Annotated in this window: 5 protein-coding genes and 1 pseudogene; all 6 read right to left on the bottom strand. The window is 68.8% G+C overall.

Going from position 1 to position 6716, the window contains the following annotated elements; translation table 11 throughout:
• A pseudogene (locus tag ACWDSL_RS50855) lies at positions 1–284 on the bottom strand (hypothetical protein); the annotation flags it as partial.
• Positions 285–344: 60 nt separating this feature from the next.
• Positions 345–1439 carry a hypothetical protein gene (locus ACWDSL_RS50850; protein WP_450496257.1) on the bottom strand — a complete coding sequence of 365 codons (1095 nt, stop codon included), beginning with the start codon at positions 1437–1439 and terminating at the stop codon, positions 345–347.
• Positions 1440–1458: 19 nt separating this feature from the next.
• Complete coding sequence (locus tag ACWDSL_RS50845; RefSeq protein ID WP_450496256.1) at positions 1459–2598, bottom strand: phage minor capsid protein; 1140 nt, start codon at positions 2596–2598, stop codon at positions 1459–1461.
• Positions 2531–4123, bottom strand: coding sequence for a phage portal protein (locus tag ACWDSL_RS50840; protein ID WP_450496254.1), 1593 nt, complete (start codon positions 4121–4123; stop codon positions 2531–2533). Before ACWDSL_RS50840 ends, ACWDSL_RS50845 begins: the two co-directional genes overlap by 68 nt.
• Entirely contained in the window at positions 4123–5415 is a 1293-nt protein-coding gene (locus tag ACWDSL_RS50835; protein WP_450496252.1) for a PBSX family phage terminase large subunit, read from the bottom strand. The genes ACWDSL_RS50840 and ACWDSL_RS50835 overlap by 1 nt, the downstream gene beginning before the upstream one ends.
• 16 nt (positions 5416–5431) lie before the next feature.
• Positions 5432–5911, bottom strand: a complete 480-nt coding sequence (locus ACWDSL_RS50830; RefSeq protein ID WP_450496250.1) for a helix-turn-helix domain-containing protein — start codon at positions 5909–5911, stop codon at positions 5432–5434.
• Positions 5912–6716 lie beyond the last annotated feature (805 nt).

Genomic DNA, 6716 nt, shown 5'->3' with positions numbered 1-6716 from the left:
GGCGCCGGCAGAGAGTCGACCTTGCCGTCCCACTGGAAGTCCGCCCACGGGTCCTTGGGCTGTGCCGGCGGTTGGCTTGCGGGCTGTGCGGCCTGCTGTCCTTCCTGGCCGGTACTCGCGCTGACAGCCGTTGCGAGGGCGCTGTCACCGACTGTGCTGTCGGATCCGGATCCGTCGCCGTCCCCTCCGTCGGCGTAGACGACGGGGGAGAAAGGGGTGTGGCCGTAGGGGTGTGCCCAGCCGGAGCCGTCAAGGCAGTGCTGGGCGAGGGTGTGCTTGTGCATGGTGTGCCCTCCAGGGGCATCGGTGGGGCCCGCGTCAGACGGGCGATAACGGATGTTGGATCAGCCGCTAGCGGAAAGTGCGTTGTAGCGAGCCATCTGCTGCTCGGGGCTGAGCCGCTTGTAGGCAGCTCCGTTGCGCTCCAAGTAGGTCGCCCTCTGCGGTTTGCCGTTGGCGTCCTCGTACTGCAGGGTGTGGATCTCCGCGCCGCCGCTGTCGTGGCCGATGTTGTGCAGCCACGGACGACCGGATGCGCGAGCTGCCATGACCTTCTTCCGGAACGCGGGCGACACGTTCGCAAGCGCCGAGTCGTGCCCTTCGGCGCCGGTGTCCGGCATGGCCGTCACACCTGGCGAACTGGAGATCACCTTCCTGCCCAGCGTCGGATCGCCGAACGACTGCGACCTTCCTGCCGAGCCCAGGTGTGCCGCGTGCGCAACAGGTGTCTCTCCGGGATTCGGAGGCGGCAGGGTCTGCTGCGCCATCTGCACTGCCCGTCGTTCCTGTGCTCTCTGCTCCTCAGCCAGCGAAGCGCGAGCCGACTTCGCCTCTACGGCGAAGTAGCTGGCGTCCTCCGTTCCGTATGGTGACTTTCGCGTCTTCTGGGAGAACGCTTCAGCGCTATCGGCTGCCGCCGCCAAGTCCTTGAGGTCCTTCGAGAGCCGCGCCTTTTTGACCGCATCGAGGACCGCAGCGCGCTCCGCCTGGGTCGCGGCTTCATAGGCGCGCTGCCCCACTGCAGTCTCGCGCGCATATTCGGCGTCAGCGATCTGCCGTTCCTGCTCGGCGAGTGTGCGGCGCCGCTCGGCCGTCCCCGTGACGCCAGCCGCATCGAGCATTGCCATCTGCTGCCGGTTGAAGGCGGCACGCTCACGCAGCACCTCCAGCTCGCTGTCGGACACCGCGAAGCGTCCGTTACTCGGGTGGAAGCCGCGCTTGAGATCGCGGGCCGCCGGACGCTGCGGAGCGCTCGCAGCCTTTTTGCGGGTTGCCCCACCGGAAGGCTTCGAGTCCTGACTGCTCTGCTTACGTTGCCCGGCCGCTGCCAACTTCTTGAAGACGGCCGGCCCATGCTTCTTCCGGCCGATCCACGCCGCGAGGGCTTCCGGGTCCCGTGCGCCCTCCTTCGCCAACTTGGCGACGAACGCTTTTCCCATGAGTCCCTCCCGGCTGGGTTCAGCGGGCCGCGCCAATCTGCTCGCGCTGCCGTTTCCTTGGCAGGCCCGTCTCGTCTGTCAGCTCACGTATACGCGTCTGGTACTCACGCACGCGGGCGCCAGCTCGGCGGCGCGCGTGCTCGTCGAGGGCCGCGGCCTGGCGACGCTTCCACGCCCGCACCTGGCGTTCGAGATAGCGCTGCTGCTGGGTGTCCTCGTACGTCGTTCCGCGCGGATGCGGGGGCGCCTGCGGGCGTGTGGTCACGCCCGGGAGGTACGCCGACAGCGAGTGCCGGCAGTTCGGATGGAACAAGCCGGCGGCCCGCGCCTTCAGGAGCGTGCCGACGACGTGCACCGACACTGGCCGCGGCCGTCGCAGCAGCCCGCCGCGGTCGGTCGCATGCTCGGCCATAACCGTCCGCGGCCCCGGCGGCCCGCCGAGCGCCAGGACCTCACCCTCGTACGGGCGGCACAGCGGGCATTCCAGCGGGCTGTCCGAGACGATGACGAGGCCGACGCCGATGGCTCGGAGGCTGTCGGTGTGGCCTTCGATCGCTGCCCGGGCGGTGACCGACCGTACGGCCATCTCGGCGTAGCTGGCCATGTTCCACGAGCGGCCTGCACGGTCGACGAAGCCGGTGATGCCGCGGGCAGCGAACTGGTCGAGGGCCCGCTGGCTGGCCTGCCGCCGGCTCTCCGTGCCCAGTAGCGGCCCGGCGGTGACGCGCGTGATGACGGTCCGGAACGCGTCCAGCACAGCGCGGGTGATACGGGCATAGACGGGCCGGGTGTCGGCGGCGGCCGAGGCCGCGAGCCGGTCCACCGCCGCGGCGTTCGGCACCGCTCGGCGCGCGGCCAGTTCCTCGCCGATCGGCAGCGTCCCCAGCTCGGCCACCGCGGCCTGCTGCCCGCGTTCGTAGGCAGTGGTGAGCGACTGCCGGATCGCTCCATCGGCGTCCTGCTTCAGGGCCGTGGCCACCTCTTCCACCGCCCTGCGCAGGTCTCCCACCGCCCGGAGCTTCAGCTCCGCCCACAACGGCGATTCGAGGTCGGCCGCCAGGGCGCGTGCGAGGCGCTCCAGCAGCGACAGCTCAGCCGCCTCGTACAGGTCCCTCACCTGGCGGGCGAGGTCTTCCGCCATCTCCGGCGACACCGGCATCGACGACCTCCTCTTCCGCCCCGGTGCGCGTCGGGTCGGCGACGTCCCGGCCGGACTCCCGCATGATCCGCTCGACCTCGGCCCGCTGCTCGGTGTCCTCCCAGTCCGGATGCACGAGCGCCACCAGCGTTTCCGTCGATGCCGCCTCGGCCTGCCGGAGCAGGTTGGCGGTCTCGGCGAGGCTCCGCAGGTCGTCCTGGACGGAGTCCTGGAAGCGGACGTCCGGCCGCTCGACTTCCACCCCGCGCACGCCCGGGAACATGCCGCTCGCTTCGAGGGCCAGCAGCGCCTCCGTGATGTCGGCGAGCGGGTCCGTCCACCACAGGGTCTTGCGCTCCCGAGTCGACATCGACCGGGCGTTGCGGGCTTTGATCTCCGTCGCGGTGACGGCCTGCCCGCCCGCGTCGTCGCCGAACGTCCCCGAGCTGTAGCCAGACGACCGAATGACCTTGCCGATCAACTCTTCGCAGGTTGCCTTGTGCTCGGCGAAGCGGATCGCGAACTGGTTCTGCGTGATCTCGTGATCGCTCGTGGGCGGGATGTTCATGGCCGCGTAGACCTCGCGGTCCTCCCACGCCGCGCCCAAGCCGGGCCCGTTGCTCTGGAGAAACCCGGCCGGAACGATGATCCTGCTCTTGGCGAGTCGGACGTCACGCATCCACGAGGTGTACGTCTCGTCCAGGGCGTCGAGGAAGGTCTCGCAGCCCTGGTAGTCCGAGATGCCCCAGCCAGCTGCGCCGGGAATGTCTCGCCAGGCGCGGGCAGGGCGGACGTTCGGCGCGTACGTCGCGGTCAGCAGCCGCCGGGTTCCCAGGCCGGTGTCCCGGAAGGGCTCCAGATTCTCCGTCTGCGTGAACGCCTTCATGTCGGCGGGCTTGCCGAGGTTGTCGCACGTGCCCTCGTACACGCCGTGGAGGATCGCGCCGCGCTCGTGCCGCTCCAGGTGCCGCACAACTTTCTGTCCGTCGACGGCGAGCACGGTCCAGAAGGTCACGGCCACGAGCTGCCCGTACCGAAACTCGGGCGCGGCGGCGTCGGCGTGGACCACGCTGATCCACGGCCGGTCGCTGACCTCGTCGTCCCACACGATCCGCAGGTACGCGCCGCCGAGCGCGGAGGCGACCTCGCCGCCTTCGAGGAGGGTGGCGCGCATGCTGGTGTCGAGCAGCTGCTCCAGGCGCTCCTGTGTGCCGGCGTTCTCGACCTTCAGTGCGGGCGGCTCGGAGAACAGCAAGTCGCTCGACGTGCGGGCGATGTCTCCTGCGAGCGGCATGTGGAGGTTGGCGCGCTTCTCGCCGAGCGGGGTGGGCTGGCCCCAGAACCAGCGGGCGAGGAGCCCGGTGATGCCGCCGCGGTACTGGCTGGGCCGGTTCTGCGGCAAGCCCCGGTACTGGCTGGGCCGGTTGAGGTAGCGCTCGGCGAGCCGGTCAGGGTCTCCGGAGTACCAGGCGGACCAGTCGTCCAGGGCGCACTGGATGGTGGGGTTGATCGGCGGCCACGGGGTGTTCTTCTCTGGCAGAGCCACTATGCCGCCACCTCCAGATTCGTGCGGAGCAGCCCCCGCCACTCGTGCGCCGTGCTGTGCAGCCCGTACCGCAGCGCGTCTACGGAGTGGTCATCGATCTTCAACGGCTTGTCCTCACCCGCCGCCGCGGCCTTCTCATCCCACGCGTACGCAGGAAGCTCGGCGAGCAGGCCCACGCAGGAACGGTGGACTGACAGCAGGTCGGAGCCGAGCGCCACGGAGACGCTGCGGATGCCGTCCTTCACATCGTTGTTCGCCTTCGCCACCCCCGACATGCCGTCGGACCACAGCTGGGTCATGAAGCTGGCGGCCGACGGGTCCACGAACACCCACTGCGGGGCCACGCCCTGCACGTCCCGGTGCCGGTATGAGCTGAGCCAGTCCCGCACTCCGCGGCTGTACTCCGCGTCCGTCAGCTGCCGCCGCGCGATGCGCGAATCGTGTCGATACTCGCTCGCGACGTACAGCCGGTCGTCCACGCCGACGCCGAACAGCAGGCCGACGAACGGATTGATCGTGCCGTAGTCGACGCCCACGGCCATCCAGTGGCGAATCTCCGGGAGGATGTCGACGACGTGCCGGGACTCGTCCCACATGTCGTAGACGACGCCCTCGGCCAGGCACCATTCGCCGAGCACGAACCGCCGGTAGAACAAGCCCTGATACTCGACCTTGAGCGCCGCGACGTACGCAGCGGGGAGGTACGGGTTGTCGTCCAGGCTGAAGCTGAAGCGGTGCACGTCGATCGCGGCCGGATCAGCCGAGGTGACGATGTTGCCCTCACGGTCCAGGTGCAGCTTCGCACGGTCCAGGTACTTCTTCTTCAACCAGTGGTTTGGGCCCTCAGGGTTGGTGGTGCCGAACCACTGCGCGCCCTCGACGCTCAGCCGGGTGCCGAGCATCTGGAAGAAAGTCTCGGGATAGGTGGTGACCTCGTCGCAGTACGCACCCGCGAGCGTCAGGCCCTTGATCTTGTCGGGCGCACGCTCGTCGTTCGCCCCAGCGACGTAGATCGTACGACCGAAGATGATGACCTCGCCCGCGCCGGCCTTGTAGTTGCAGCGCTTCACGCCGACCATCTCGATGATCGGGTCGATGACGTTGCGCTTCAGCGTCCGCTCGGTCTTGCCGACCATCAGCAGGGCGCCAGCCGGGCCGGTGCGGATGTAGCGCAGCCACACCATGATGCTGCTCACGGTCTTGGACGAACGGACGGCTCCTTCCCACAGGTTGCCGCGGGCGGTCGCCAGACGTACGGCCTCGCGCTGCTTGCCGACAAGGGGAGCGATCACGACGGGCACCCCCTGGTCAGTCGCCCATCATCCCCCTGAGCCAGGCGTCCACAGCCGCCAGGCCCTGCTGGTCGGTCTCGGGCGGGGCGAGCTTGAGGCTGCGGTCGATGGCTTGGCCGGCGGCGGCCATGAGCGCTCGTTTTGCGTCGGCGGGGGGCTCGTCGACCTGGTGCTCGGTGTAGGTGTTGTCCTTGCCGCCGATGTTGTAGACGACGGAGGGCTCCCACATCTGCTCGGTGAGCCGCATCGCGTCGTCGATGAGGGTCTCGGCGAGCAGGGTCCGCTTCTCGGCGAGGTCCGCAGATCGGGCGCGGGTGGCCTCCTCGGTGGCTGATCGGTCGAAGGACAGGCCGAGGTCTTGGGCGATGAGGCTGACGGTGCGCCCGGATCGCTGGAGGCGGCGGGCGATCTCGTTGCGGGAGCAGCCCTCGGCATGCAGCTTGCGGACGTCTTCGCGGGTCTCGTCGGTGACGGGTCGGGGCGCAGGCCGAGACATGGTCACCTCCGGGCATGCGAACGGCCCTCGCTGGTGGGCGAGGGCCGGGAGGCTGTCTGTGTCCGGGCACGCCAGACTTGGGACCCACTATGAGACCCGGACGGTCGTTTTGGCAACTGCGACCGCAGCGCCGGGCGGTCGGAGCAGGCTGGCGACTGCTCACGCAGCACACGCTACCCCGGGATGAGGCTCAGCGATTATCCAGCAAATGGGCAGAGAGCGTGGTAAGTGCAACACCAGCGCGTATCGCCGAGCCATGCATCAATTTCACTCATTGGGGTGTATGCAAACGTAAATCGACGTCAAAAGGAGAACGTGCGCCTTGAATACGGCTGGGGGCGCGTCCGCGCTCCCACAGCAGCGGCACCCGCGCCCTCTTCCACTTGGCGGCGGTCTGGGGAGCGGGTGCCGCCTCACAGAGGAGAACCATGGTGATTGAACCCTCTGCGGATCGACCGGGAGCCCCGGACGATCGCGACTCCCTGACGGATGCCAGGGGCCGCAGCTCTCATCGGCTGACCGAAGCGGCCGCCGTTGTCGGAGGCATGTGCACCTCGCAATACCTAATGGCTGGCGGTATGTCGCACTGGCTAGCCATTGGAGTCGGCGCTGGGGAGACGGCGACCTTCGTCGTCGTCGCACAGGCGAGTAGGGGACTTGAGCTGCTGACGGCCAAGGTGAGGCGTTTCATGCGTTCCTGACCTTTCTCCAGTCGCCCCAGCAGGACCCGCCGTCGCGCCGCGGCGGGTCCTGCTTCGTTCACGTCTCAGCGCCTGCCCATGGTTTTAGGCAACCGGCGCTAATT

The organism is Streptomyces sp. NPDC000941, assembly GCF_053599555.1.
Note: the sequence above shows the minus strand (reverse complement) of the source record. Positions and strands in the feature narration are given on the sequence as shown.

Bases quoted from the DNA above. Each gene is read 5' to 3' on its own strand.
- ACWDSL_RS50850 (WP_450496257.1), bottom strand. From the start codon at position 1,439: ATGGGAAAAGCGTTCGTCGCCAAGTTGGCGAAGGAGGGCGCACGGGAC.
- ACWDSL_RS50845 (WP_450496256.1), bottom strand. From the start codon at position 2,598: ATGCCGGTGTCGCCGGAGATGGCGGAAGACCTCGCCCGCCAGGTGAGG.
- ACWDSL_RS50830 (WP_450496250.1), bottom strand. From the start codon at position 5,911: ATGTCTCGGCCTGCGCCCCGACCCGTCACCGACGAGACCCGCGAAGAC.